Below are 24,503 nucleotides of genomic sequence, written 5' to 3' on the forward strand. Positions count from 1 at the left end.
TCGGGGCCGGATGCTCAGCGGCCGGGTGCGCGCTGGGTGACTTCTTGCAGGAACCAGCTGTTGCCGTCCGGATCGTGGAAGGCGGCGAAGGAGCCGTAGCTGCGGCGCGCCGGATGGGCTCCGGCAATGCGATCGGTGGTTCCGGCATGGTGGAAAACGCCGGTCGCGTCTCGGAACGGGCCGTCGACGGTGAGGCCGCGTTCGGTGAGCTCGGCGACAGCCTTCTCGATATCGGTCACGATAAGGTGCAGGCCGCGCAACGTGCCAGGTGCTCCGGCAGTGACACCGGTCCCGAAGATGATGGAGCATTCGGAGCCGGGCGGGGTCACCTGGACGACGCGATAGCCATCGTTGACCGTGAAGTCCGCGTCGAGGCGGAATCCGAGTCGCTCGGCATAGAATGCCTTGGCGCGGTCGACATCTGAGACGGGCAGCACGACGACTTCGAGTTTCATATCCATGGTCGTGTTCTCCTGTGGTGGTTGGGATTTCGGGTCAGTACTTGGCAGCGGCGGCCTGTTCGATAACGTCGACGACCACATCCGGATGCGAGACGGCCACCGAATGCGATGCCTCGACCTCGGTGACGTGCGCATGGGCACGGTCGGCCATGAACCGCTGCGCCTCGACCGGAATATTCAGGTCCTTGGTGGTCACGATGTCCCAGCTGGGCTTCTCGCTCCAACCCGCGGCCGTGGCCTTCTCCTCCAGCGCGGCCTGCGCGATCGGCCGCTGCGTGAAGGCCATGAGGGCGGCACGGTCCTCGGGGACATCGGCGGCGAACTGGGCGCGGAACTTGTCCTGCTGGATGTAGAGATCGGTTCCGCTGCTGCCGTCGACAGCGGTGAACGGCACCGGATTCAAGGTGCCGGGCAGCGTGGTGCCGGGAAACTTGTTCGTCAGTTCGAGCGCTGTCTCACCGGGTGCGGGCAGGAAGGCCGCCACATAAACCAGGGCCTTGACCTTCTCGTTCCCGGCCGCCGCTGCACTGATTACGGACCCGCCGTAGGAATGCCCGACCAGAATGACCGGTCCATTGATGTGGCTGATCAGGCCGCGAAGGGTGGCGGCGTCGTTGACGGGTCCACGCAAGGGGTTGGCCGCCGCCACAACGGGATACCGGTCCTTGCTCAGCTTCTCGATCACATCGTTCCGGCTGGACCCGTCCGCGAACGCGCCGTGTTCCAGGATGATGGTGGGCCGCGGCGCATCGTCAGTGGGAGCGGCGTGGGTGACGGTCTCAGCGGTGCAGGCGACTACGAGGCTACCGCCGGCGATACCGGCCGCGAGAGCCGTCAGGGCCCGGGTTGCGTAGCGCCGGGTACGGCCATATCGGTTGTCGACCATGGTGTTTCGTCCTTCGAGCAAGTGGTTGGAAGAGGTGCGGTCCCACTGTTGCTCTCCGAGTGACGGTCACACATCCGTCAACTGACGCTGTATCGGCGTAGGTCCCCCAGTGCCTCGTGACCTACGCCGATACAGCGTCAACCGACGGATGTGGGTGGTGACTTCGCTGGGCGAAAGTTGTGTGCATGAACACCACAGCGACACCGCCCGCTTCGACGGTCGAACGTTCGACTCTGATCCGCCTGTATCTGAGCCGCGGCGTGCTGGCGATCGGATGGGCGGTCACCTTTGCTTCGGCCGCCCACGACACCCTGGATGCCGTGGCGATCACACTGCTGGTCCTCTACCCGCTGATCGATGCCGTGTCATCGCTGCTCGATCTTCTCGCGGTTCCGGCAGGGCCCGAGCGTCGCGTGACAGCCTTCAACGGGGTCCTGAGCGCGGTCGCGTCCGTCGCCGTCGGTTTCGCCGGAATCGTCTCCGGTTCAGCTGAAGTACTGGGTGTATTCGGAGTCTGGGCGGTGATATCCGGTGCGGCCCAAGTGATAGTCGGCTTACGCCGGCGTGGCCCCGTATGGGGCAAGCAATGGCCGACCCTGATCTCCGGCGGACTGTCGTTCCTGGTCGGCGCAACCTACATCGCCCAGGCCACCGGTGACTCCCCGGCCCTGAACGTGCTGGCCATCTACGCCACGGGCGGCGGCGTGTTCTTCATCGCGCAGGCCGCACTACTGGCCTGGAAGCACCGGAACCACTGACCCACCATCCGACAACTCAACGGGGAAGGACTGTCGCGACGGCCTCCCGTCACCGAGCGTGGTCCCGCGACCTGACAACCGACGACCTGAGGTGCCTTGCTCAACGGGTCGGCGCCGTTCCAGCGTAGCCACCCCACACGCCGACGCCATTGCGGGGGGGTTGCTGTTTTCTTCCCGGGTCGGGACGGTGCGCAATCCGAACAACTTCGGCAGGACCTGGCGTGCCGCCCGGGGCGAAACCTTCGCATGGATCACTCCGCGAACCTCCCGCAAGGGTGCCGCTACCGAGGTGAATTGACTGCTCATTGACGTTCTCCATATTTCGCTCGCGCCGACAGCATCGGCACGGACCGGAGATTCCGGCATCACGCAGCACATTGCCGTCGTCGGGCGGGGAACGCTTCGACAGGAGGGAGACCATCGTCCACAAGACTGCAAGCGGCCCCAAACCCGACGATTCAGTCCGCCTTTGTCGGTTCGACACGGCCGTTACCAACGTTCATGTCCATAGGCCTCGCTGCGGACCAGCGCCACTGTTGACGCCGAGGCAAATCGTGGTAGATGATCTTATTTGAGAGCGATGCTCTCAAATAAGATCAATGCTCACGGAGGTATCGTGCGTTCTACATTCATCGCCGCAATCTGCTACTCGGCAGTGTGGGTCATCGGGCTGGCGTTCGGTCCGGCTAGCGTTCCGTTAAGTGCGACGAACACCGAGATCGCGGCCGCTTACGAGGCTCGGCCTGGCGGGTTCGCAATGCAGTCGTTCTTCGTGCATGGACTCGCGGGCGTGCTGCTGGCGGTGGTGGTTATCGGGCTGCGTGGTCGATTGACAGGCGTCGCCAAAGCCATGGCCACAACGGGAGGTTTGGCGGCAGTGGGCGCCTCTTTGACGCAGTTCGGAGTCGAGGTGGCGCTGTCGGCCACAGCGACTCCGGTGTTGTTCGAGCTGACCAGCCGACTGGATGGGTTGAAGATGTTTGCTCTGGCTGGGTTGGCAGCAGGCGCGTCGCTGCGGCGTCGCGATGTTGTCGCGTATCTAGGCTTGGTTCTCGCGGCTGCGCTAGCAGTGTCCGGGGTCGGCTATCTAGCGATGTATCAGCCTTTGGCTGCCGCCGCATACGTTTCAGGCGTCCTCCTGCTGCTTTGGGTGCCGATGGCCGCCTATCGAGTGCCGATGCCTCCAAGGCGCGTGTTGGTTCATTCGTGAGTATGTCCACTAGCACCGGCGTCGTGAGAAGGCCGTGCGTCTGGCCCTCGAGCGCCTGGATGAGTACGGATCCCCGTATGCCGCAGCTAGAGCGATCGCCCGATGGTTGATGTTCATTGCGTGCGGGTGTCCTACTGTGAACCCGGTGCGGAGGTGCACCCGGTGGTGTCTAACCCGATGTGTGCACCACCGGCATCCACTCAGGTCTTCTACCAGCGATAGACAATAAAGCTAGTAGGCAATTACTTGTCTATTAGGACTATGTTTGTTTGCATGCTTGCCGACCGAAGGGCCCACGCATGAGCGGCGCACCCTACTTCCGCTACGTCGCCCTGGGCGACAGTCACACCGAAGGCGTCGGCGACGGCGACGACCGGACCGGCGTCCGCGGCTGGGCCGACCGGCTCGCCGAACGCCTCGCGGAACTCAATCCGCAGCTGACCTACGCCAACCTGGCCATCCGCGGTCGACTCGCCGCACAGGTGCACGCAGAGCAGCTCGACGCGGCGCTGGCACTGCGGCCGGATCTGGCGACGGTCCTCGCCGGGGTCAACGATCTGCTGCGCCCCGGATTCGACGCCGACACGGTCGGCACACTACCTGGACGCCATGTTCGGCGCCCTCACGGCGCAGGGCGCGACGGTGGCAACCTTCACCGTCCCGGACATCACGCGGATCATCCCCATCGCGCGACCGTTGCGCGGCCGGATCACCGCGCTCAACCACCACATCCGCACCGCGGCAGCCCACCACGGCGTCATCGTGGCCGAGACCGCCGACCACGAGGTCGTCACCGATCCACGCATGTGGAGCACCGACCGACTGCACTGCGCGCCCGGCGGACACCAGCGCATCGCCGCAGCCCTCGCCGAAGCACTACACCTGCCGGGCGCCGACAACAGCTGGAGCCGACCGCTGCCGCCGCCGCCCGACCGTGGCGCACTCACCGCAATCACCAGCGAATTCCGCTGGACGGCCGCCTTTCTCGGCCCTTGGTTGGGGCGCCGCTTGACCGGCAAGTCCTCCGGCGACGGTCGCACCGCCAAACGTCCCGTCCCGCAGCCGGTTCACCACCAAGAGGCCGAACTATGAGACGTGAGTTCATTCACCCTTGCGACTCGATCGCGTCGTCAGCGCGCAGGTCGGTCGGCGGTGAACAGCCCGGCTCATTGTCGAAACTGCCACTGGCAGGAAAGCGCGTGAAATGACATCATCCATGCAGATCTGCGATGCCGCATCGCGGTTGCCCGCGTGCCCTCGACATGTGGAACCCTTCACACGGACGCGACGAGTCAGGATCGGCGACGCCGGAGTGGACCGGACGCCGCGGCTCGATGGCGTCGCACGCTATCTGCAGGACATCGGATACGACCATCTCGAGGTATGTCCCGACGGGAGCGCGCATCAGGCCTGGATCGTTCGCCGTTCCGTGATCGACATGATCCGGCCGATCTCCTTTGGCGAGATCGTCACGCTGAGGCGGTGGACTTCGGCGACATCCACCCGCTGGTGCAGCATGCGAGTCCGAATCGAGGGCAGCGAGGGCGGACTCATCGAGACCGAGAGTGCCGCTGCAGGATAGTAGATGTTGGTGATTCCCACTTTGATGTCAGCGACGCTGGTGCCACCGAGCTAACTGGGAGTAGCTCGTTTTCAGTGATTGTTGATCAGGCGGCGAGTTGATGGTCGGGTGGACTCATTGGTGTTCGCGGTTCAGGTGGTAGGTCCAGTAGTCGTTGTCGATGCGGTTTCCTTCGAGGATCTGTCCCCATTCGGCGACCGTGTCCTCGGCAGCTGGATGCCTGGTGCGTGGAAGCACCACGCGCAGCGCCAAAAGTACTGCAGAACGGACCCGCTCCCGCTCCGGTTCCCGCGAGTCCGCACCCCTGTCACTGAACCCACCCGCCATCGAGATCAGTTGTCGCACCGAAGGTTTAGCGAGGAGACTTCACCGAACTCGGCCTCGATCGGCGTGTATCCAGGCGTCCTCGACCAGCTGGCGGCGAAGAGGCTCCTTCGTCTTGGCCGCAGTCACAGGCCCCCAAAGAGGCAACGACTGGCGGATGACGATTTAGAGGCGCGTATCCCCCGTGACCGCGGATGAATTACGCCCCGAATCCATCACTGCCACCATGCACAGGTAAAGATATTGCAAAGCAACGTCTTTCAAATCGAGCGCCTTCTTTCGGCTGTGTCATGATCATGAAGCTGACCGGTTTCGACGGCTTGGCATTCTGCGGGTGACATCGGAAGATGAGGAGGGGCAGTGCTTTTCGTCCCAGAGTCGGTGCTTGGTATGGCACGCACCATTGAACCGGCCGTTGATGCCACCCAGGGGCACGCGACACTCATCGCGGAGGCTGGCTTCGAGGCAGCTCATGCCGGGCAGGACTATCTGGAGCAGGGAAACAAACTCGCGGCGGGGGTGGAGGGGATCGTCACGATGCTGCAGTCGTGGTCTGAGGCTTCCGGCGCTACGGTCGAGGTTCTGCGGCAAGCAGTGACTACTACAGTGACTACCGACCAGGAGTCTCATGCTCAAATCGCCGCAGCCGAGGGCCAGTTGGGATCGGCATGACGACTCCCCAACAGTATGAGCGGCAGTATCAAGCCAACCTCGGCAAGGCGCAGCAGGACCTTGCGCGTTTCCTCAAGGAAGACGGCAACAGCGTCTTCGATAAGGCGATCTGGAACGACAAGCCGAAACTCACTGGTTCCGATGTCAACAAACTGCTGGATCAGGCTGCTCCCGGGCTCGAGTGGTTCCAGTTGGCGCTGGTTCGCTATCACCGTGTGTGGGATTTGTTGAAGCTGCCGGGGTTCGACAGCATCGTCGTTGAGCCGCTGAGTCTCGACGGTACGGCGGTCGGCGGTGAACGTATCGACACCATCAAGGATCCGAACGAGGAGATGCGCCGTCTGGAGTGGACCTACTACGACCAACAGCGCAGCATGAACCTCGACAGCCTGCGCAGCCTCTCCGCAGCGCTCGCCGCTGCCTGCTCAGGGACTGATTCTCACCCCAGCACGGCTGATATCACCACCGACCTGGCCGGTATAAAGGACGCGGTGCCTGAGGTATGGCAGGGAAACGCCGGCGGCGCCGCCCAGGATTATCTGGCCGGATTACACGCACATGCCGATCAGCAGACCCAGTACGTGCAAGCGGTTACGGCAGCTGTCAATGGGCTACCCGACGTGCTACTGCAGATCGTCAGGGACAAGGCGAATTTCGTCGCTGGGTTCGACAGCTCCCAATGTCCGGTCGCCGGGCACGCCATGCGGCTCGACGGAGCCGAAGATCCAGTGAGCGCGATCATCACAGTGGCATCGGGAGACAGGGACTGGTTGGGTAACGACACACAAACCGCAATCCGGCAGCTGCACATTACTGAGTCCGACGGCTCGGTCATGCTGAACAGCGCGGGCAATATGTCGAAGATCCAGCCGGTGTGCAAACAATGGCTGACCGATCATTTCGGTCCGGCGGTGCGAGAGGCTTTCAAGGCTTTCGTCCATCAGTGCGCGCTGGCCGACTACTACATTCGCCGTGCCTATCAGCCGGTGATGGACTTGCTGGACAACCACGACCCCAAACCGTTTCCCAAACCGCAGGACCAGCAGACGCCAGCGCAATCTCCCACGTCCCAGACCGGCGCGGCGAGCACCGGGGTGCAGACCGCGGGGGTCAACTCGCCCACGTCGGAGACTGCGCCGCAATCGACATCAACAATCCCCACATCGGCTACCCCGACCACATCGCAAACGAATCCGCTGCAGACGTTGACGAGCCTTGCCAGCCAGGCCGGACAGACAGTGCAGCAGGGTCTGAGCCAGCTCGGGACCACGGTTCAACAAGGATTGTCCGGACTCGGCGGGATCACGACCGGTACGGGTTCAACGATTGCCGGCACGAGCGAGTCATCCGGGTCGAAGACGCTGGCGAGTTTCACTGTCGCCGGCCAAAGTATGACGGTGACACAGGCACCCGACGGTACGGTCACCGCGAAGATCACCGGTCCCGACGGTAAGTCGCAGCAGTACTCGATGGGAATCAAGGACGGCGTGCCGTTCTTTACCCCGACTGCGGAATCCGCTACAACACCCACGACAACCAATACATCCAACGACTCCGCGCCCCCCACTTTGGGGTCCACAGCAGGAAGCGGGGCAACAACGCGGGTGGAGGCGCCAACGGCAACACTGTCCGTGCCCGTAACGCAGTCGGGAACGTCAGTGGAGCAGACATCACACACTGCAACAACAGATTCCACGTCCGGCTCCTCCGCGAGTGGCTCGCAGGCAACCACAGGTTCGACAACAAGCGGCATGCCTGGAAGTAGCGCGGCCGGAGGCAAGAACGCAGCAGAACGCGACCGCAGCTCCACCGGACTCGTACTACCCCAACCGATGTGGAACGCCTCTCCGGGTTTCGACGGGGTATTCGACGCCCCATCTGGGCCGGACGGCGCAACGGCCCTAGGACCGGTGCTGGCGACAGCCGGGCCGTTGGATAGCGGATCACAAGTGGCCTCGGATGCCGAAGCGCCTACAGATCCGGCGCCGCTACCCGAACCCGCGACAACACCGGTTTCACGAGATGACGGTGTGAAGATCGAGATCGATATGGGCGAACCGAAATGAACTATGCGGCCGAGATGGACCGAATCGTCGCCGACTACCAAGCAGCTTCCCGCACGGTGCTCACCCATTTTCTCGACGCCGATGCCCGGACCACTCGGAGCGGTGCAGAGGTGTTCGACGAGGTCCGCCAAGAGCTCATCCAGCGCGAACAACAACACGAGCAGTCCCCGGAACACAGAGCGGCTGACGAGGCCCTTGCCGAGCATGATCGACTGTTACGGGAAGCCACTGACAGGGCTAGGGCTGCCGCAGCCGCGCGCAAGAACAGCAGGGATAACTACGTGATGCCGACCGATTGGACCGACGAGGACGAGGCCAGGGAAGAAGGTTATGACACGCCGAAGTCCTGGTTGGTCTAGTGAGCTCCCTCAGTGGGCGGTTCTATTCGCCTGCGCAACAAGGTGTGTGGATTGCGGGAGATAAGGTTGCGAGTTGATCTGGCCGGGGCGCCCAAGTGTGTCCAACATGGCCCGAGCGAGTGGTAGGGGGCGGTTATGAATCTGGGCCAGCGAGCTCGACAGGACAAGCTGCATATTTCCGATTATCCGTTTGCCGATGCCCAGGTCTTGCCGGAGCCGAGCGAGGCTGATTTCGCGTGGGCACGTGCGAATCCAGGGAAGTGGCAGCATTTCGTGGACCCGCGGGCCGACAAGTCGGCGATCGGGCAGAGCAACGTGATCGGTGGCTGGTTGGCCGACGACAAGGGCGGATTCGCGGAGATCTGGTTGAATCCGGATTTCATACCGACTCCGCAGTACGCACGTCGGGACATCGCGAACGAGTTCGAGTTGGTGATGTGGCGACTCGAGTACGGGTTCAACAACATCGGTCGATTCATCGACGCGTTCAGCCGCAGTGAGTTCATTGTGGTTCTGCCCACCGATGATCCAGAGGGGCGGCGGGGTTTGCCGCTGCGCCCCGTACGCGACGCAATGCTCTTGGACGTCCATACCTCTGCGGGCATGTTGCTCGGTGATGTCAATCCGTGGCTGCGCCGGATGGTCGCGGGTCGAGAAGTGCTCGAGCAAGTGTGCACGCAGGAGCGGACGGTTGTGATCGTCAACCCTGACGGCTTTCCGAACGCGGAGTTGCGGGGCTCGGATCTGGCCGATTGGTGGCAGGAATGGATCGTTGCCGAAAGCAACGGCAACGCAACAGAATCCGACGGCGGGTGATCGCATGGAGCGGTGGGAACAGGAGCAGATCCGGTCCGCAAACGCTGGTCTGCGTTCGGCATTGGATGCGATCCAGAACGAATTCGACCGTGAGATCGATGAATTGGGCGAGATCCAACGCAAGCTGGCCGCGATGAAGATCCATGCGACCACACCGAAGAATCTCGCGCGGGTGACCGTGAACTCATCCGGGATGGTCACGGAGGTAACCATCGCCGATGACGCCTACCGTCGCAGCACACCGCAGCAGTTGAGCGAGGATCTCAATGCCGCGATCCGCGGCGCGGTCGAGGCGGCAGCCGCAGCCCGGGAGAAGGTGCTGGCGCCCGTCAAGTCGATCGTGGACGGTATGGCCGATCTCGACGAAATCATCCCGGGCGCACCGAGTTTGCGGAATCTGCAGGCGGTGCTGTCGCGGACATCGCCGCCGCCCGAGCAATCACTTTGAGCTGACATAGATCCGTGGAACCAAAGGCGCTGCCGCAGCGTCTAATTCGAAGACGTCCGAAACCTGAAGTGGGAGTGTGAACGTGGCTGAGCTGTGGGCTGATCCGGACCGGTTGCGTGCGGTATCACCGCAGTTCGAGCAGTTGGGTGATGATGTGAATTCAGCGTTGGAGCAGCTTCGGCAGGGGCTTCAGTCGGAGGGCCGCTGCTGGGGTGAGGACAAGCCTGGACAGCAGTTCGAGCAGAACTATCCGCAGGGGGACGGCCAGGGCAGCGTCGGGGAATGCCTTGCTGCGCTGGCGAACTTGGCGACCAAGCTGAAGACGACCGGTGATCGCATCACCACCACCGCCAATGGCCTGCAAAACCAAGATCAGCACAACGCTGACCCGTTCCGGCCGCTGTAGGGGCAGACACCTATGACTCTGTGGTTTCCGCAGCTTCCGGGTCCGCTGGGATGGCTTCAGGACTTCCTGGTCGGTCATTGGCCCGAGGGCGATGAAGACGCCATGCGCCGAACAGCCGAACACTGGTCGAATATGGCCAATGCCCTGCGGGAACTGCAGCAGCCTGCCGATCAAGCGATGAACACCGCTTTGTCCGCCATCGACGGCAAAATTCACGACGCGATGTCCACATACTGGCAAGATGTCGCCGGCGGGGACGGCAGCGATCTGCAAGGCCTCATCAATGCCTGCGACAGCTTCGCGAAACAACTCGAACACGGTGCCACCGATATCGAGTACGCCAAGCTGTCGATCTACTTTTCGTTGGCCGCAATGCTGGCGATAGCCTTCGTACCCGGTATCGGTCAGGTCGCCGACCTCGCTGCCGCCGCCGCCGTCAAGCTCGTAATCCGTAAGACGGTGCAAGAGCTGATCGACAAGCTGGCTGCCAAGGGGGCGGCGTTTCTTGTCGAGCGACTTGGTCTGAAAGCAGCTGGCGAGTTGGGTGAGCAGGCGGCATCGAGACTGGCTGCCAAGGTCGTTGGTGAAGCTGCCGGTGGCTCGGCTTTTGGCACGGCTTTCGGGGCGGGCACGGATCTGGCCGCCCAGAGTGTCCAGATCGCTGAAGGCAATCGCGAGGGCCTCGACCTGGGCTCGGTTGGCAGATCCGCCGGTGCAGGCGCGGTTGCCGGCGCGGTGGCCGGGCCGATCGCGGCAAAAGCCGGCCAGAGTCTGGCTACTGCGGTGGGCACCGACGTCGGATCGAATTCGCTGGGCGGAGTACTGACCCGCGGCGTGGGTGCAGTCCCCGGCAACATCGCCGGCAACACCGCAGCCGCTGCCGCAGCGTCCGGGGGACACGTCGATTTCAGCACTGTCGCCGACGGCGCAGGCGCCGGATTCGGTCGCGTCAAACCACATGACGTCGTCCCTACGCACGAGACCGGATCATCAGCCAGTACCCACATCGAGTCCTCCCGTGAATCCCCCGTCACAGCCGGCAGCGAGCAACCCTCCACCACCGCCGCGTCCACACCGACGACCCAAACCCACACCGACACAACGCCCTCGTCCAGCACAACGCACCCAGAGGCGAGCACCTCCTCGGCCGCCGCGACCACCACAGGAGTCCAGGAAACCCACGGCCCTACTTCCACTTCGGCCGTCGGCCATGAGAATCCGGTTGGGGGCCAATCCAATTCAATAGGAACGGGCCATACCGGCGATAGCCGTTCCATTTCCTCCGACCCCTCTGCCGCACCAGCTGGCAGCGCCGCCGGGCCCTCGACGCCCGACCGTGGCACTGTAGGACAGGCGCCGTCGGCGACAACCACGACACCCACACCGGACCGACAAGTCGCGCATGGGACACCTGTCTCCAACGCGGCTACCGCCGTCGGCGACCGTCCCTCGCCTGCCGGTACGGCTCGGGCATCCACCGACCTTCCCCAAGGTTCGGAGGTTTCGCCCCGATCAGACACACCTGCCTCGACCGACCGCGCCACAACCCCACAGCGCCCCAGCGAATCCCCTCGTTCACCCAGTAGTGTCGACACCCCGGATCGGACGGCGGCAACACCCCCCACACGTGAAGCCGCTGGCAGCACACCACGTCTCGATTCCACGCCGCACCAGCCAACTGACCGGACACCGGCCAACGGGACCGGTGACCGGTCACCACACCCCAACTCAGCCAGTCGACCCGATACCCACCTGCCTGGGCCACGTGACACCGCCTCCCCGCCACGAGAGACCGTAAACTCGGCGAATTCGCGCAGCACGGACACGGGACAACGCGTCGCGCCCCGCTCCCCGGAATCTGCTGCCAACCGCGCGCCAGCCGCCGACCGCAATCCACCTGCCGCGGACCGCAATACGCAACCCCGCAGCCACCGTGCACCTGGCGACGAACCCGACAACGTCCCACCTCGACGAACCGCCGATCGTTCGGACCGTCCCGACGGTAGGAACGATCACACACCGGAGCCAGAAGTTCGCGACACCTCGACCGGGGGCACGGGCAACCAGGCACCGCAGGTCCTCGCGCACCCGCCTTCCAGCGGTGACAACCGTGGAGGTTCTTCGGCACCAGGTGAGCGTCGCGCCGACTCGCCACACCCGGATTCGACTGATCACTCGCCGCGTGAGGCCACCACACCAGACGAACCGGACCTCGCATATTCGGGTGGAGCGGTCCGGCCACGCGACGATTTCGCAGCGTTCGAATGGGCCGAAGACGCCTACGACCATTTCCGAAGCGACGACCGCGATATCGACGACATCGCCCGTGTTCTCGCCGACCATCCACGTGAGGACGGGACGCATTTCACCCGCGACGACGTCGAGCAGATCAAGAACCACCTGTTCCGTGAAGAACATCCGATTCAGGACTACGACGGAACCGTCGCACACCGACGCTACGACGCGGACCCTGACATCGCCGAAGCATGGATACGACTGCGATCCGGTCGGCCGCACCCCGCCGATATGGTGCTGCTCGAACACGAACTGGCGGAGTCGAACTACTATCGCGACAACCCGGGGGCCCTCTATCAAGACGCCCACGCACACGCCAATATCGACCACAACTGGGCACCGGTTGCGGCACCGCGCAGCGGCGAACGCTACGACACACTATGGGGACGACACGATGGCGCTACTGATCTACTACAACCGAATCAGGAACGACCCGAACGAGGTGGAATACCAGTTCGGGGAGACCAGGGACAACCTCGATCGCATCCTGACGATCGATACAACGAACAACACCGCCCGCACGGACCAACCGGAGGACGTGATTTTCCGGTCCGCGGCGGGACAGATCATGCTGCGGGCCAAACGCGAGAAAGCGTGGCCGCAGAACGGGGTAATCGCCTCCTAGCCGACGGGAGCGAGCGCCGCGACACATCGGCCCCCGAACCGGTCGATAGTCCATCTCGGCGTGGAGTGCCTGGTGAAGGCGAGCACGCCTTTCCCGCCCCCGGCGCCCACGACTCGGCAACAGACCACAACCATCCAGGGCCGCGTGACGAATCCAGCGTTGCGGACGCTCCAGCGGAACGGTCCGCATGGACCCAACAGCCCGGCGCCGCGCCGTTCGAGTTGGCCTATCACGAGCAGAAGTTCGTCGAGAAGTACGCCGCGCAGCATGGCCTCTCGTTCGACGACGTCGTCCGCGGGCTTCAGGACGGCAAGCTGGTTCTCGCTGACTATGGTGTCTACAAGGGTCAGCGGCAACTGCGGATCGAGACTCCCGACCAGCTCGACCCGCGCTACCTCACCGACGTCGTGGCCCATGAGCTAGCCAACTCGCCGGAGAAACGGCTCTACTCGAGCGTCGAACCCGACGCGTTCGAACCGGGATGCCACGACAGCGAGTTGCCCGATCACCTGACGCGGTCCATGCCACGGGACGCGCTGAACGACAGTGCGGCACCGATCGACCCCACGAAGATTGTGGTCAGCCATCAGGGCGACGATCTGTCACCGATATGGCGTGACCTCAGTGCGGGGGATGCGTTCCTGGACGCCAAGAACGCGCTGTTCCGGATGGATTCGCGCGGTGTGGAGATCTTCGGCCCCGGCTTCGCGCCGCGGGACCCCAGCAACCTCAACATCGGCGCACACGTCGGCCACACCAGCACCGGCCAGGCTGACGGGTTCGTGTCGCTGTCGCGAAGTCCCGAGCACACCATTGCCCGGGGAGCGGAGATCGCCCGCAACGACCTGAACCGGCTCGCTGACGAGGGGAAACTACAACGTCTACCCGACGGCACCTACCGGCAGACGCTGTACATGCATGAGCTCTACCACCCGCACGGCATCGACGTGGACGCCACCTTCCACGACGCCACTGCCCACAGCCGGTACCACGCAGGCAGCCACCAGGAAGCCGAAGTCTTGGCCCCTGGCGGAATCTCTGGCGACACCGTGTACCGAATCTGGCCGCGGGAGATCATCCTCGACGCCCACGGCACTCAGATGTCTGTCCAGGTCGGCGAACCTGTCTACAACCCGCGCTTCGCCCATCTCGACAACCCGCGATTCGCCGAAACCCATGACCTCGGCACGAGCCGCGATGGTCATCAGTCCACAGGACACGGAACGGATCGCTCAGGAACAGGACACGGGGGCAGGGCCGAATCGGTTGCACCGCACGATAATCCGGTCGCCCACCCGGAAATATCGTCGACGCGAGCACCGGAACCGGAGCCGCCGCCGCACCGACCGGGCTTCGACCCCACAGTCGACAGATACGTCGCCAGATTCAACGACGGCCGCCTCATCCCCATGGACCCGTTCTACAGCGGCGAATACAACCCCCACATCGGCCGCTACCAACCCACCCAGCAAGAAATCGCCGCCGCACGCGCCCACCCACCGGGCGAGAGCCCCCACGACATCCAGGTGCGCAACTGGCTCGACGCCCAACAATGGCACCCCCACGATCCTGCTCCGGAGTCCCAGTCTCCAGCACCACAGGAACCCTGGAGGTCGTCGCGAGCGCCGGAATCGCTGCCACCGATACCTCACGCGCCAGCGACACCACATCCACCAACCACGCCTGACCCGGGCCCCCGGCAGCCTGTATCGCCAGATCATTCACAGGCGCAACCGCATTCGGTGTCGCCGCACGCTTCGGAATCATCCTCGCCGCACGCGCCCTGGACGTCCTCGCGTGCCCCCGAGTCACCGCTGCCGACACCACATGCGCCTGCGCCGGAGTCGCACTCTCCGACACCGCCGACGCGGCATTCCCCTGAAACACACCGACCCGTCCCTCCTGCACCGCATCGCTCACCAACGAATGTGACGCCAGGACCACACCAACCGGTAACCCGCACACCGTCGACATCGCACCCGCGTCCACCAGAACTCAGCCCGCACCAGGTCTCACCCCCGCTGCCCCGCACTCCGGTGGCACCTCACGAATCCCCTCGTAGCTCGACATCCCCGCGAGTTACCGAGTCACACACGTCAGTCCCGCCAACACGGGCACGACATGCAGGTCCTGCGGAACACACACCACCGCAACCGGATTCACGCACACCGCAGCGCGGTCCACAGATCCCAGACGATCCCCAACAACCGAGCAGAGCGCCGAGGCCGGACCAGCCCGGCCCGCACCAGGATCCACAACACCTGTCGCCTCAGGAGTTGCAGCAGGCACAACAAGTCCGACAGGTACGTGAGTGGTACCGCCAGCAACTGCCCGACGGCGGCCATTCCACTCCGGTGCCAACCGAGCATGGACCGAATACCAAGCCCGCCTATGACTTCCGACGCTACCCCGATGAGCACCAAGGCCCCGTCGCGGTAGCCGGCATCAAGGTGCATGTCACCGCCGACCGCAGCGTATCCCCGGAACAGGTGGCGCGGTTGTGGGAAAGGGCGCAGTTGGCAACGGATCTGACCTTCAATCACGGTCAGCGGTTGTTATCCGGTGACCGGATATTGATCGACTTGGTGCACACACCGGATCCGGCGGCAGCGAACCTCCACATCCACGTCAGTGACACCTCTGGCCCCTGGCATCCCGACAGCCATCCCGACACAATCGCCCAGCAGTTACGCGACCATCTCGGACTGCCATCGGAACCAGGCCAACGTGGACATGGGTTGAGCCCGGACGAGATTCGCCAGCTCAGCAACGACATCGCTAAGGCCAATACCCCAGTCACCCGCGGCGACGTTGCGGATAGTCGGGTCATCGGAGAAGGCAACCTTACCGATATCGAGGATCCCGCGTATCAGCACGTAGTCGAGGATTCCGTCCGTTCTGGCAATCGATTCCTTGTCGGTGCCGATCCTCACTTGTACGCAGAGCACATCAACGATGGTGGCCCCACGAAACCGGGCCGTAGCAACGACTGCAGTGATTGCACGATGGCCATCCTGTCCACGCACAACGGTCGGCCGATAGTCGCTGCCCCTCGATGGCCGGATGTGTTGCCTGACGGCAGCATCGACACCCGCGCAGGTGAAGCGCTCGGTCTACAGCGCGCCGAAGCGTGGATCGGCGGCACCTGGCAACATTTCAACGACGGCGGCAGATCGATACCCGAGCAGTTCCAGGCATTGCATGACTGGGTAGCTCAACAAGGACCGGGTGCATCGGCATACGTGCACAACGCCTGGCACGCCCGCGACCCGCAAACTGGGCAAAAGCTCTACAACCCGGACGGCAGCCCGATCATGGGGGGTTCGCACGCTACCGCGATCGTCTACCCGCACGGGGCGAGCGGGCCGATGTGGGTGGACGCGCAACCGAAGCCGCCGATCATCTCCGATAAGCCGCCGGCGCACCTGGTCGACAGGTCGATGGGGGTGCGATTCATGATTTGCGACCCGAATGGAGGATCACATGGCGGCACAAAGGTTCCAAACCGAGGAACAGGTCCAGCAGTATCTGGCCCAGGCATTCCCGAGTCTGCAGTTCGAAGGGCCGATTTCGTTCCAGCACGGATGGGTGTGCCGTCCGAAACTCACCCCGGAGGAGACAGCGCGGGGCATGGATCTGGGCCTCACCAGTTACGTGGTGAACCGGGAAACGGGCGTGGTGACGGTACACCCGAGTCTGGATCCGTTCACGGTCGGGGAGATGTACGACCAGGCGATCGAAGCGGGCCAACCGGTCCAGGGCGCCCAGATCTACCCACATCGCACCCGGACGACAATCCAACGCACACACGAGGACTCGGAGATGATCCAGTATCAAGTCCGGATCGAGTCGCTGGTCCAACCCCCGGAGCCGACCGAGGAATTCCAACTGACCATCACCAAGCACCCACTCAATACTCGGCCGACCTGGGCGCGCGCGACACGCGCAGCGGCGTGGGCGGAATGGAAATCCCGCCAGGACGGGACCTGGCCGGAACAGGGGACCTTCGAGGACTAGGCCCCGACCACACGGAGCTACAGCGAGGTGTTGAAGCTCCAACATCGGTGTCGGCGCCCGACTGGGTACCAGCCGGCACAGAGGGGTTCGACGTACCTCGGGACCATATCGAACCGCCGGACCAGCCGCGTAGTCGATCCGTGTTCGACGAGCCCCGGCAATTTGAAGCACCGCAACATCGCGACCAGCCCCATATCGATCGCAGCGACCCGAGCCTTACGCGGAATCCGTTACAGGACAACCTCAATATCGGCAAGCCCGAGCACACCACCCAACCCGCCCGCGAGGCAGAAAGCTCTGGCGGCAATCAGTCCCGCGAGCCGGTCGACAAGAGCGAACTCAGTCGCCGCATCTCCGACGACCGATCACAGACCCCCGCCAAGGAACTCATCGACAAGGTCCGGGATCGAGTCGCAGGCGATCCCGAGAAATTCGCGCTCAGCTACAGCGACCGAGAGCTCAACGCACTGGTCGAGCAAGGGCGCCAGCACGGACTCAGCGATCGCAGCATCGCCGATCTCATACAGACCGGATCGCGCATCGCGAAACCTGTTGACGCAGAAACCCTCGCGCGCCACATAGATAATTGGGCCAACGTTGTTTCGGAACGCGGCTACCCGTACCGCTTCGACAGCGCCGAACATTTCAACGCCTTCGCTCGAGATTTTCACGAAGCTCTCCACCGCGCAGGACTCGGTGACCTCGACCCGTACATTCAAGGGTCCGCGCTGCGCAAACCCGAAGCGAAAGATGTAGATTTCGCGCTCGTTATCGAACGGGACCGGTTCTATGAATTGCTTGCCGATCGCTTTGACGGTCGCGCCGCAATCCGAGCTGCTGATGCAGCGCCGACAGTGCCGTTGAAGCTGAAAGATCTCACCCGATCCGAAATATGGGATCTAGCTCAGCAAATAGATGCCAACAAGAACGCCTACAACAGCCAAGCAAGAACATTCTCGAACGCCGTCCTGAAAGGAGTTGTCAGATCCACATCCGATATCTCCAAGCCACTCAAAGCGGCAGCCAAGGAAATTCAGTCAAAATATCCAGAATTGAACATCGAGGACATATCTTTGATCGTTCCGGATAGCGCGTTCGATTCAAGTCCCGAACTTCCTGTCGTCGAAACAACCGATAAGGATCGGGCACAGGAACTAGCCGACCGGTTGAACGGGGCCCGAGAGCGCGAAGCGCAGCGCGCGATCGAGGACCTCTACCGCTTCCAGGGTGAGCTCCCAAACGACAAACCGGTTCCCGATGTTGCCGAAAATCTCGACGGCAATCAGCGCGCCAGCCCTCCCCCACGCGACCTGATCACGCAACGTGAGCAGGAGCTGGCCCGCGATTTCGCGGCCCAGCGCGAGCAGGTGTTGGAGACCATCGCCCCCTATTGGCGGGAAAGTATGGAGCTGGTCGTCGAGCTGGCGAATGACCGACTGCCGAATATCGAGGCAACGATCGCGCACGCCCAAGCAAAGGAAGCTCTCGACCGGGCATGGAGCGCACTGGAGCGGGGAGGTCCACTGGCCGGGGTGAGCAGGGATCTCGTTTTGGCAAGAGATCATTTGACCACGGCGCAACGGCTCGAACTCGAAAGCCGCCTGGACGTGCTGCGCGACTTCGACCTGGGCAACTCGGCGAAAATGGTCGAGCACCTTCTGGAAATCAGCACCTACGAGCAAAATCATTCGGTAACAGCTGAACTCCAAGTTGCCGAACGACACCTCCTAGAGACTGCCACCCAGAAGGTATTAGAATTTCGCGAAGGACACCTCGAGGAACGTGCACGATTCGTCCAGCACGAACTGGACAGAGCTCGTGAATTGGAGCGCATCCTTGCTGAGGGCAAGGCCCCGGAACTGGCCGATGTGCTACATAACTACGATGCCGTGGAACGCGTCATTCGGCATGAGCAAGAAATGGAAGCTCGAGCGCTTCAGAAACTGGGGCTGGATCCGAAGCATGAACGAATTGTCGCTCACGGGCTGGAACTTGATCGCGCGAGTACCCTCGGCAGAGCTAGCGATGCGTTCCGAAATGAATTCGTGCGCCAGGCTACCGAAAAGGTCATGGAGGCTCGCGAACCGGAGGAACGAGCAACTGCACAATTCGTGGAACTAATCCGCGAGCGGGCCCGGGAACTCGAACAAGCCGCCGCGCTGGGCAAGGAACCCGATCCCGCGCAGGTGCGCGAGATGTACAACCAGATTCACCGTGCTGTGGAACATGAACGAGCAGTCGATTCACGCGCGCTCGAAACGCTGGGGCTGAATCGCGTGCAGACCGATATCACGACTCGGATTTTGGAGGCCGAACGCGCCCGGACATATGAAAATGTATTAGATGTTTTGGGTCGTGAACTCGTTCGGCAGGACCACAACGAGACCGTCGGGCAGACAAAGGTCCTCGAGCTGACTGCGGATAAAATGCGGACCCTCGATCCGAAAGTCTATCAATTGGTCCGCAATCACGATCCGATCGGAAGGTCTGCGGAGAAGGGGGTGTTGATTTACCGGCAGCCTGGACGAGAACCGATCGAAGTTCCGTACGACTCGCTCGCGCGCCGCTATGCGGAAGCTGCCAAGGGAATCGACCGCGGGTTCCCGAGCGAAATCATTGCCCAACGCTTCCTATGGGAGCTCAGTCAAGGCCAGGATGCGCGCGAGTCTGTTCGGGAGCGTCCCGAAGAGGCCCCGCACCGGACAAGAGCCAAGGAGATCGAGGCGCTCGAGCGAGGGCTGGAGCGCGAACGCTAGCGTGAGCGGAAGGATATTGGATACCGGTGTTGGCCAGGGATCGAGCAACTAAAGGTGATCACGTGATGGAATGGCGTCGATCGACACACGCTTTTAACGGGTCTCCACAGGAAAAGGAACACTAGCGGTGACCGAACCGGCGCCATTCGCCGAGTCACTGACCGAGAAGCTTGCAGTGATGACCGTCAGCACGATCAGCAGGTTCGTTCAATTCGCCATAGACAAGGAGTTGATGGTGGCCGAATCGTCTGGTGATGCACACCTTGATCCGATCGGCCGCCCAACCTCGGAGGGGCAACTACGAATTAGCGATGCCGGTTGGCAACTACCGGACACCGACCATGTCGATAATTGGTTGATCGCGACGCGCCCGGTTCACGACGCGCGGAAATCGAATGACGATAACAAGCTTCTGATCCTTTCATTGCTGGGGCGTAACTGGATCGATGCGACGTGAAACTTCTGAAAAGACAACTGACGCTGGTCCTGCACGATCGGCTCGACCCATCCCACCTCGATCAACTGCGAGACTGCCTGGGGCTCAGCCTATCCGGAAGCGGGGTCGACCCCGTTGGCACCGAATTGGGTCGCCGGACCGAACAGCACCCCAAATACCGAACGGTCACCTCGACAGTTCTCGCTCTGGTGCGCACCGGCACCAGAGAATTGACCCTCACCCTCGATGCCATACCCGGCACAAAATACACCAAGTGGCTCTGTCTCGCCGAATTAGGCTGCCGTGCAGTAGGGTTCACTATTGCCGAGCGTCGACGACCAGCTGCCGAACCCCCCTCAGCCAAGACCGAAATTGCATCACCGGAACGCTCGCCTACCTCTACCACGCCGATATCCACACTCGATGACGCCACTGCGGTCGTCGATCAACCCCTGCCACCTTTCGATCCCTCTATCTACGCGATCCACGACACCATCCCGATACGGTCGGCCGTCGTCGGCGATCCGGAAAGACGTCGAAAAGCAGACAAGATCGTTGACCGAGTACTGCGTGACGGGACTCCGAGCTCGGCGTTCGAACCGTTCGTATATGAGGTCGATCCCGAAACCCGACCGTTCCGGTCTGCCAAGGAAAACCAACTCCGCACCCCACCTTTTCGACGATCAGCACTGGAGGACGACGAGCTTGTCGAACTAGCCGGTGAACTCCGTAACATGGTTTGGTCGTGGCGGATGGATGACCTGCTCGGCCTCGGCGGCGCCGCAACGTTCTGGTCACTGGAAAACGTAGAATCCGACCAAATCACCATGGACACCAGATCCGTTCCTGGTAACTGTTACATCGGTGGCAGCGGTGGCGATGCCGAATTCATTGATCTGCCGGTCGCCACCCTGACTGGTGACGACAACAGTCGCTCACAACTAGATGAGACCTTCACTCGAATGACAACGGCTCTTACCGCAAGCTACGGCGAGCCGACCAGGCGCGCCACCGGAACAAACATGTGGGCCCAATGGGAAGGCATCGAGAACACGTTGACACTCGCCTACCAGCCGCCCTCGATCCGCATGATTCTGCGGCAGAGCCCGGGTATCACGACCTTCTACGATGAAGACGAAGCCAGACACCGCTCGGTAGAATAGCTGAGATTACGATTGTGAGATTGGAGTAGATTCGTGCCGAGTACGTCGTTCCACGGAAGCTTCGAAACCGATGATCCGGAAATTGTCGAGCAGATATTGAGATCGTGGCTTTCGACCGACGATCTACGTGTGCGGCCTCGCCGAGGATGGGAAACGCACTACGAAACAGACGACTTCGAACTGCTCTGCTATGAGGCATCACCGCAGAATCCCCCGAATTATTTCCTCCTCGAAGGCCACATCGATGGCGCCGTCGAGGCCGCCGTTGCCCGGCTACATGAACTTGCCGCGCAGTGCCGGAGCGCGAAAGTCGAATTCAGTATCGACTATGAGGAAGTCGATGCGGCCGGTAACCCATTGAGCGAGGAACGCACCATCAACTGATCCAGTGGCCCCGAGATAGATCCGGATGCGCTGAGGGCTATTGCTACTGAAGCGCGTCTCTGCGCCAGCGCTAATGCATGGCCATGACCGTGGCATCGATCGGTTTGTCGATAATCGGATCTCCGATTTTCACTGGTACCAGCCGTCCGATCCGGCAATATGAATAAGGTGAATCGATGGTGAGATGGCGTGCGCTGACCGATGACGAGATAGTCGAACTGCGGTCGTTGGACTGGTCGTGGCAGCTGCAGGATGTGCCTTCGATAGGGGAAAGGTTCGACTGGTATGTATTAATGACCCTAGCGGATTGGGTCATGCTCGACTGCGATATCGGGCTGAGCAGCGTTGCGGTAACAGGCCGCGACTGGGTAGTCGAGTCGATGGTGACCGACTCCGCGAGCGCGGTTGCGACCGGACTCGTAGAAATCCGTTGGGCATTCCCGGAAACAACAGTGCGCCTGAGGAATCTGAGTCTCGCACATACTGTCCAGCTGACGTATCAGACGAATATCTCGCTGGCGGCTCTCGATAGATCCACCGAATTCGAACGGCAGGGCCTGACATGACGGAATGGGCGGAATTTACCGAGCGACTGGCCGAGCAGTTAGCTGTACTGCCGGCAGGCGCGATTGTGAAGATCGTCGAAGCGGGACCTCCTTCAGGCCACCAGCGGTTCGCGCAGTTCGCGCAGACCGATAACGAGCTACTGGCCGAATTGGTAGGTGATGAGTTCCTCGAACCCGCCGCACGGCCTGACGAAACGGGTCACCGCCTGATCACCGAGTCAGGCTGGCAGGAACCCGATGACGACCATGGCCCCTATTGGTGGATCGAACTGCCATGGCCGGTCAATTCAGCCATATACCGCCAGTTGGCGGCAATGGTGGTGACCGGACTCCGTGACGCTTTCCGAATCAGCGACCCGGGGTCGTTGACCTACACCGCGTGGAACAAGAACGCGGACGAACGCGACCTTCACCTGCCACTGCTCGGGCTGGCACGTCAGGATTGATCGGTTGTCATTCGAGCTTTCGGGACAAGGAGAGCATGACCTTGGCGCTATACGCAGAAATCGAGAAAATTGAGGAAGACGAGGAGCGTGTTCGCTACCGGTACACCGATACACAAGGCAGCCAGTACAATGTTGGTCCTGAACAAGACCACCGAGGTAATCGCGTCGGAGAACGGCACCGACGATATGCTCTATCGGGCCGTTGCGAGAAAGATCGCAGTTGCGTGGCTGGACAGCGGCACAACGCCCGAGCGCCTGGTAGCGCAGTCGTGAAGGCAACATCGGGAGGCCTTGAATGAGGCTGGAGCGGCGGTTTCGCCTGGTCACAACTGGTCGGCTCGATCAAGCTCAACGCGAGGAACTTCGAGCGGTCATCGGGCTTACCCCATCCGGAGCTGCCGAGGATGCAGTGGGCAGCGAATTGGGGTGCCAAATCCGAAACCACCCGCGATACCCGTCAATTCGCGCCGCCGCTATCACGCTGTTGCGCACCGGCGCCGATGAATGGTCCATCACTATTGATGCCCTCCCGTTTTTCGACATCGCGACAGCGATCGGGCTCGTCGAAGTCGGCTGCCGCGCAGCAGGACTGACTGTCATCGGTCGGCATCTGTCAGCGGATGCAACGGTAAGCGACGCAGTGCCCAGCGCTGCCTTACTGGAGCGCGCACGCAGAATTCTGGAAGAATCCAGCACGCGAATGTGGGGCGCCACCTTCACATACGGCACACCGCCCCCCCGAAGCACCGCGAGCCCGTATCACTTCCGACGACGACCTGACATTCGACTACGCGGCGGCCACCGAAAAGGTGTTGACACGCCCCGCAGTTCGACCTGCGTCGAAACCCCTCTTCGTCGCCGACCACATACCCGTCGCACAGCCGATGCCGCGGCCTATCGGATGGCAGGCGTTGTCCGACAACGAGATCGCCGATCTCGCCGAGAAACTGCGTACGCTGGTCTGGTCGTGGCGGATGGACGATCTGCTGCGCTTGGTGATCGTATTCGGTTGGCAAGAACCCACGATCCACTCGACGGACCAGGTTCAGTTCGCCTCCGGTCTCGGCCCCGACACCGTCGACATCATCGGCTTCGACGGCGACGCGGTACGCATCGAAGTCACTGTCAGTACCCCGGCGCCTGACACCCCGGACGGCCGCGATAAAACGGTGGCGGCATATGCCCGGATGGCGGACATACTGAACAGATCCATCGGCGAACCAACCGCTCGCCTCGACATTAGGGTTCCCGAAATCCGCTGGGCCGGTCCGGAAACAACCCTGCGGCTGATCGATTTCCACCACACGGTCCGGTTACAGCTGGTGACCAACGACTGGCTCAGCGCCCTCGACCAGGAAGATTGATAACGCCCGTCGACAGGACTGGTCCTTGCGGATCATGCCAGGCGCGTGCATGTGCGAGGGTGGGCGAGAGCGGACTGGCCGTGTTGAGAGTGACGATAGGGCGGGGTTATGACGGGTTGGCGGGCGCTGGACGACGCCGAGATTGTCGTGCTGGCGCTTCGATTGCGGTCGCTGGATTGGTCGTGGCGGTTGGCTGACGTGCCGGAACTGGCCGCGGAATTCGGTTGGCATGTCGAGCGAATAGGCCCGGATTCGGCACGCCTTGATACAGGATTCGGGCTGGCGAGTGGCCGTGTCGACGGCTTGGATGGACAGGCCCACCACATCGTGCAACGGGTGACCGACATCGACTCCGATGAGGCCGACAACGTGTGGGACGCGTTCGTGCGCATGACGCGTGCGCTTACTGAGGCGCTCGGTGAGCCAACTACGCGATTGCCGGGTGATTATCCGCAGGTGCGGT

At 62.3% G+C, this 24,503-nt stretch carries 27 protein-coding genes and 3 pseudogenes; 24 read left to right on the forward strand and 6 right to left on the reverse strand.

Annotation, left to right across the window (positions count from 1 at the left end):
- Window positions 1-14 precede the first annotated feature (14 nt).
- Together NA5_RS18225 and NA5_RS18230 are read right to left on the reverse strand one after the other, a co-directional pair.
- Entirely contained in the window at window positions 15-461 is a 447-nt protein-coding gene (locus NA5_RS18225; protein ID WP_062987598.1) for a VOC family protein, read from the reverse strand.
- Window positions 462-495: 34 nt separating this feature from the next.
- On the reverse strand, window positions 496-1,347 hold the full coding sequence (locus NA5_RS18230; protein ID WP_062987600.1) for an alpha/beta fold hydrolase: 852 nt from the start codon (window positions 1,345-1,347) through the stop codon (window positions 496-498).
- Window positions 1,348-1,532: 185 nt separating this feature from the next.
- Here NA5_RS18230 and NA5_RS18235 point away from each other — a divergent pair, with 185 nt between their 5' ends.
- The 5 genes and pseudogenes from NA5_RS18235 to NA5_RS18250 all read left to right on the forward strand — a co-directional run bounded on the left by NA5_RS18235 (window position 1,533) and on the right by NA5_RS18250 (window position 4,897).
- Window positions 1,533-2,105, forward strand: a complete 573-nt coding sequence (locus tag NA5_RS18235; RefSeq protein WP_062987601.1) for a hypothetical protein — start codon at window positions 1,533-1,535, stop codon at window positions 2,103-2,105.
- A 616-nt stretch (window positions 2,106-2,721) separates the two neighbouring features.
- The gene (locus NA5_RS18240; protein WP_157110488.1) at window positions 2,722-3,315 is read left to right on the forward strand and encodes a hypothetical protein; all 594 of its coding nucleotides are present in this window, start codon (window positions 2,722-2,724) and stop codon (window positions 3,313-3,315) included.
- A gap of 299 nt (window positions 3,316-3,614) precedes the next feature.
- Window positions 3,615-3,851 (forward strand): annotated as a pseudogene (locus NA5_RS42255) (GDSL-type esterase/lipase family protein); the annotation flags it as partial.
- Window positions 3,852-3,924: 73 nt separating this feature from the next.
- On the forward strand, window positions 3,925-4,407 hold the full coding sequence (locus NA5_RS42260) for an SGNH/GDSL hydrolase family protein (protein WP_245672284.1): 483 nt from the start codon (window positions 3,925-3,927) through the stop codon (window positions 4,405-4,407).
- Window positions 4,408-4,531: 124 nt separating this feature from the next.
- Complete coding sequence (locus NA5_RS18250) at window positions 4,532-4,897, forward strand: acyl-ACP thioesterase domain-containing protein (RefSeq protein ID WP_084484238.1); 366 nt, start codon at window positions 4,532-4,534, stop codon at window positions 4,895-4,897.
- A gap of 114 nt (window positions 4,898-5,011) precedes the next feature.
- On the opposite strand, the gene NA5_RS42865 is transcribed toward NA5_RS18250, so the two are convergent.
- Window positions 5,012-5,137, reverse strand: a complete 126-nt coding sequence (locus NA5_RS42865; RefSeq protein ID WP_281201723.1) for a hypothetical protein — start codon at window positions 5,135-5,137, stop codon at window positions 5,012-5,014.
- 474 nt (window positions 5,138-5,611) lie between these two features.
- Here NA5_RS42865 and NA5_RS18260 point away from each other — a divergent pair, with 474 nt between their 5' ends.
- The 8 genes and pseudogenes from NA5_RS18260 to NA5_RS42270 all read left to right on the forward strand — a co-directional run bounded on the left by NA5_RS18260 (window position 5,612) and on the right by NA5_RS42270 (window position 12,908).
- Entirely contained in the window at window positions 5,612-5,893 is a 282-nt protein-coding gene (locus NA5_RS18260; protein WP_062987609.1) for a hypothetical protein, read from the forward strand.
- On the forward strand, window positions 5,890-7,959 hold the full coding sequence (locus NA5_RS18265) for a hypothetical protein (RefSeq protein ID WP_062987611.1): 2,070 nt from the start codon (window positions 5,890-5,892) through the stop codon (window positions 7,957-7,959). The genes NA5_RS18260 and NA5_RS18265 overlap by 4 nt, the downstream gene beginning before the upstream one ends.
- Window positions 7,956-8,318 (forward strand): hypothetical protein, encoded by a 363-nt coding sequence (locus tag NA5_RS18270; protein WP_062987613.1) that lies wholly within the window; start codon window positions 7,956-7,958, stop codon window positions 8,316-8,318. Before NA5_RS18265 ends, NA5_RS18270 begins: the two co-directional genes overlap by 4 nt.
- A gap of 135 nt (window positions 8,319-8,453) precedes the next feature.
- Window positions 8,454-9,134: a hypothetical protein gene (locus tag NA5_RS18275; RefSeq protein ID WP_062987615.1), complete on the forward strand. Its 681-nt coding sequence runs from the start codon at window positions 8,454-8,456 to the stop codon at window positions 9,132-9,134.
- A 4-nt stretch (window positions 9,135-9,138) separates the two neighbouring features.
- Complete coding sequence (locus tag NA5_RS18280) at window positions 9,139-9,582, forward strand: YbaB/EbfC family nucleoid-associated protein (protein WP_062987617.1); 444 nt, start codon at window positions 9,139-9,141, stop codon at window positions 9,580-9,582.
- Window positions 9,583-9,664: 82 nt separating this feature from the next.
- Entirely contained in the window at window positions 9,665-9,988 is a 324-nt protein-coding gene (locus NA5_RS43495) for a WXG100 family type VII secretion target (protein ID WP_157110489.1), read from the forward strand.
- Between the two features lie 102 nt (window positions 9,989-10,090).
- A pseudogene (locus NA5_RS43500) lies at window positions 10,091-10,378 on the forward strand (WXG100-like domain-containing protein); the annotation flags it as partial.
- 2,299 nt (window positions 10,379-12,677) lie between these two features.
- On the forward strand, window positions 12,678-12,908 hold the full coding sequence (locus NA5_RS42270; RefSeq protein ID WP_169811325.1) for a hypothetical protein: 231 nt from the start codon (window positions 12,678-12,680) through the stop codon (window positions 12,906-12,908).
- Here NA5_RS42270 and NA5_RS42275 read toward each other — a convergent pair.
- From NA5_RS42275 to NA5_RS42285, 3 genes are all read right to left on the reverse strand, one after another.
- Window positions 12,905-13,324: a hypothetical protein gene (locus tag NA5_RS42275; protein WP_062987625.1), complete on the reverse strand. Its 420-nt coding sequence runs from the start codon at window positions 13,322-13,324 to the stop codon at window positions 12,905-12,907. The genes NA5_RS42270 and NA5_RS42275 overlap by 4 nt on opposite strands.
- 465 nt (window positions 13,325-13,789) lie before the next feature.
- Window positions 13,790-14,113 (reverse strand): hypothetical protein, encoded by a 324-nt coding sequence (locus NA5_RS42280; protein WP_062987627.1) that lies wholly within the window; start codon window positions 14,111-14,113, stop codon window positions 13,790-13,792.
- A gap of 1,482 nt (window positions 14,114-15,595) precedes the next feature.
- Window positions 15,596-15,841 (reverse strand): hypothetical protein, encoded by a 246-nt coding sequence (locus NA5_RS42285; RefSeq protein ID WP_062987631.1) that lies wholly within the window; start codon window positions 15,839-15,841, stop codon window positions 15,596-15,598.
- A gap of 69 nt (window positions 15,842-15,910) precedes the next feature.
- Between NA5_RS42285 and NA5_RS43230 the strand changes: the two are divergent.
- From NA5_RS43230 to NA5_RS18360, 11 genes and pseudogenes are all read left to right on the forward strand, one after another.
- A pseudogene (locus NA5_RS43230) lies at window positions 15,911-16,282 on the forward strand (toxin glutamine deamidase domain-containing protein); the annotation flags it as partial.
- A 109-nt stretch (window positions 16,283-16,391) separates the two neighbouring features.
- A complete protein-coding gene (locus NA5_RS42290) occupies window positions 16,392-16,925 on the forward strand; it encodes an SUKH-4 family immunity protein (RefSeq protein ID WP_245672282.1) in 534 nt (177 codons plus the stop codon).
- 140 nt (window positions 16,926-17,065) lie between these two features.
- A complete protein-coding gene (locus tag NA5_RS42295) occupies window positions 17,066-19,681 on the forward strand; it encodes a hypothetical protein (RefSeq protein WP_062987635.1) in 2,616 nt (871 codons plus the stop codon).
- A gap of 127 nt (window positions 19,682-19,808) precedes the next feature.
- The gene (locus tag NA5_RS18330; protein WP_062987637.1) at window positions 19,809-20,138 is read left to right on the forward strand and encodes a TY-Chap domain-containing protein; all 330 of its coding nucleotides are present in this window, start codon (window positions 19,809-19,811) and stop codon (window positions 20,136-20,138) included.
- Window positions 20,135-21,280: a DUF6301 family protein gene (locus tag NA5_RS18335; protein ID WP_062987639.1), complete on the forward strand. Its 1,146-nt coding sequence runs from the start codon at window positions 20,135-20,137 to the stop codon at window positions 21,278-21,280. The genes NA5_RS18330 and NA5_RS18335 overlap by 4 nt, the downstream gene beginning before the upstream one ends.
- A gap of 33 nt (window positions 21,281-21,313) precedes the next feature.
- Window positions 21,314-21,664, forward strand: coding sequence for a hypothetical protein (locus NA5_RS18340; RefSeq protein WP_062987641.1), 351 nt, complete (start codon window positions 21,314-21,316; stop codon window positions 21,662-21,664).
- 176 nt (window positions 21,665-21,840) lie between these two features.
- Window positions 21,841-22,230, forward strand: coding sequence for a DUF6301 family protein (locus tag NA5_RS18345; RefSeq protein ID WP_062987642.1), 390 nt, complete (start codon window positions 21,841-21,843; stop codon window positions 22,228-22,230).
- Complete coding sequence (locus NA5_RS18350; protein ID WP_062987644.1) at window positions 22,227-22,676, forward strand: TY-Chap domain-containing protein; 450 nt, start codon at window positions 22,227-22,229, stop codon at window positions 22,674-22,676. Before NA5_RS18345 ends, NA5_RS18350 begins: the two co-directional genes overlap by 4 nt.
- Before the next feature lie 129 nt (window positions 22,677-22,805).
- On the forward strand, window positions 22,806-22,949 hold the full coding sequence (locus NA5_RS40480) for a hypothetical protein (RefSeq protein ID WP_157110491.1): 144 nt from the start codon (window positions 22,806-22,808) through the stop codon (window positions 22,947-22,949).
- A gap of 638 nt (window positions 22,950-23,587) precedes the next feature.
- On the forward strand, window positions 23,588-24,040 hold the full coding sequence (locus NA5_RS18355; RefSeq protein ID WP_157110492.1) for a DUF6301 family protein: 453 nt from the start codon (window positions 23,588-23,590) through the stop codon (window positions 24,038-24,040).
- A gap of 108 nt (window positions 24,041-24,148) precedes the next feature.
- The coding region (locus NA5_RS18360; RefSeq protein ID WP_062987648.1) for a DUF6301 family protein at window positions 24,149-24,503 on the forward strand (355 nt) is incomplete at its 3' end.

Origin of the sequence: Nocardia anaemiae NBRC 100462 (assembly GCF_001612725.1) — a bacterium.
Classification (GTDB): domain Bacteria; phylum Actinomycetota; class Actinomycetes; order Mycobacteriales; family Mycobacteriaceae; genus Nocardia; species Nocardia anaemiae.